Origin of the sequence: Synechococcus sp. R55.7, assembly GCF_047461955.1 — a bacterium.
Classification (GTDB): domain Bacteria; phylum Cyanobacteriota; class Cyanobacteriia; order Thermostichales; family Thermostichaceae; genus Thermostichus.
On the sequence record NZ_JANSIC010000240.1, the window covers coordinates 1 to 2,171 of the forward strand.

1 protein-coding gene is annotated in these 2,171 nt (G+C 52.5%); it reads left to right on the plus strand.

The genetic code is table 11. From position 1 onward, the window contains the following. Positions 1-1,014 precede the first annotated feature (1,014 nt). On the plus strand, positions 1,015-2,171 hold a 1,157-nt coding region (locus tag NW820_RS10960), incomplete at its 3' end, for a hypothetical protein (RefSeq protein WP_414407503.1).

The window sequence follows — 2,171 nt, forward strand, 5'->3', positions numbered from 1 at the left end:
CCAGCGCGGTTTCCGGCAGAACATCGCCGGGCAACTGTACCTGTGGCCCTCTGAGTTGGCAGGATCCCAGGAGCCAAGAGCCCCCCACCGCCATCAACGTCAGAGAGAGAGGGCGCAGCCGAGAATGAAGCTGGACTTGCATGGCGGCTACCTAAGCAGCTAGTGGATATAGCCAATCGTAGCATCTAGGCATGAGCCTGCAAACCCAAATTTTCTGTAAGTGAAAAAATAGTCCACTTTAGCACAAGTCAAGATAGTCTAACAAGATAGTCTAAATTGTGAGTAAACCTACGGCCTGTTCACAGATCAAGGGATACAAAACGTCGTGTTTCTGAGGCTTGATTCCGATGAGTCCAGAACAGGCAGGCTTACAGCTGTATCCTGTAGCCTCTTAATAGGCTGTAGCGTAATAAGATCCCAAACTCGGCCTGGAGGAGCTGTAGTGAACCAAAGTCCACGAAATGCTTGCCCCGCGGCGATAGCAGCCAAGACAGGAATAGTTATCAGTTGAACATTTCCTGCAACAAACTTGAAGCTTTCCTGTACATGTTGCTTTTCCCCAGGCAATGACACTTCTCCCTTTGACAGAAGTTGCAATCCTTGCTATGCTTGAGCTTAAGCAGAGCTACTCCTTCTCTCTAGCAGGAAGAGCAATGGGGGTCATTAGCTGTGACGCAAGCCACCAACTTTGAACAGCTGGGAACTTTATTTTGGCAAGGATCCTACTCTGCCTTTTTTGCCCAGGCCGAACAAGAAAGTATTCCCTCAATTCTCCTAGAGACCATTGCTCTTTCCATCGCTCCTGAGTTTGCAGAAAGGTACAGGGGTGGATCTCTAGAAGGGTTATTGTGGCCACAGACAAAGCGACTTTTGCAAGTTCTGTCGATTGTCTATCAACCTGTTGCAGAACGCATGCGGGAGGAAGCCCTAAAGCTTCCTGTACACCACCACCATAGACTTCAGCTGCTGGCGCACAGCCTTGACTGCTTCGCTAGAGCTGGGGAAGAGGATTGGGTGTGGTTAGTATTGAAGCAAATTCTAGAAGATTGGCCTCCAAATGCCTTTATCAACTCTCTTTACGATCCCCAGACAGGCGAGGAAGTGGCGCGCCTGTGGCTATTTCAGGTTACTCAATACCTTCGTGACCTCTCTCAGGAGGAGGCTGATGCCTTTTTACCCACAGCCAGTTCCTTCTATCATCGAGAAGCTGCTGCTGCGTATGGCCGCTGGGTCAATCAGAAACGGAACGGCGACTCCGCCTGGCCAGAGTGGTATATCCCACCAGAAATCCGGCTAGATGAGCCTTTTGGAGCAGCTCTTGCAGAAATTTGCAGGGATCCCTCCCTGCGGGTGGTGGTCGAGGTAGGGGCCAGTAGTGGAGAAGGATCCACAGCTGTTTTGCGCTACGCCCTTCCCAACTCTGTTCGCATCTACAGCATAGAAGCTCATCCTGAGCGCTACAAAGAGCTGGCTAGAAGGGTAAGCAAGGATCCCCGCTGTGTCCCCATTCACGCTGCTGCCCAACCTAGGATCGCTACAGTGGAGGAGGTGGAAGAATGGCTGAAATCTTGCTCCAGCTTTTGGGCCCCCTATAGCCGAGAGCAGGCTCTGGAATGGCACCAGGAGGGACAAGATTTACTCAAGTCTGTTCCCACGGATGGGGCAAGCCGAGTTCCCGACCCCGACCTTCTTCTCATTGACGGCGGCGAGTTTACGGGCTGGTATGACCTCCAAGCTTTTTTGGAACAGGGCGCTCGCCCCAAGTACATTGCCCTGGATGATATCTTTGCTTTTAAGAACAGCCGTTGCTTGACGGAGCTCCCCAGCTATGGCTACCGACTCATTTGCTGGGGAAGTGTCCGCAATGGCTTTGCCATCTTTAAAGACAGCAGAGCCACTCTTCCCATTCACTTCTTCACCATTGTTTTAGACGAGGAGCCGTACATTGAGCGCCACTACTCAACCCTCTGCGAGTTGGATAAGCTAGGGATCCCCTGGCAGTGGGTGGTGGTCGAGGGCGTTGCTGCCTTACGCCCTGACACAGGGTGGAGCTTAGCCAACGGCGGCCGCATCCCTGAGGAATACCCCCAGGGGCACAGCTTGGATGGTACGGTCGAATACTTGAGGGACTTGGCAGCCAAAGACAGCCGTGTTCGGCTTGTTCAGAAGCC